This is a genomic window from Halorubrum sp. SP3, assembly GCF_005435195.1.
GTDB classification, from domain to species: domain Archaea; phylum Halobacteriota; class Halobacteria; order Halobacteriales; family Haloferacaceae; genus Halorubrum; species Halorubrum sodomense.
The window spans coordinates 1-215 of sequence record NZ_SGTU01000399.1 but is presented as its reverse complement, the minus strand read 5'-3'; the positions used below and the strand labels follow the sequence as shown (position 1 = coordinate 215).

1 protein-coding gene is annotated in these 215 nt (G+C 50.2%); it reads right to left on the bottom strand.

The annotated features are described in order from the left end of the window. The coding region (locus tag EXE42_RS19505; protein WP_199240804.1) for a hypothetical protein at positions 1-215 on the bottom strand (215 nt) is incomplete at both ends.

Below are 215 nucleotides of genomic sequence, written 5' to 3'. Positions count from 1 at the left end.
ACATTCGAGTGGATCTCACCCTGCTCGGAGAGCTGCGTGTTACGGTTGTCTATCCATAATTCGATCCGGCGTTCAACCTCTTCTTCATCATCGAGGTCTTCCAGTTCTGCCGCGAGATCCTCCATGAAGATGGTATCAGCATACTCCTCCCGGTGGTGCTCGATCCACTGTTTAAACTGTTGATCAAGTTGAGTTCCGACCTCTGTGTTGAACAC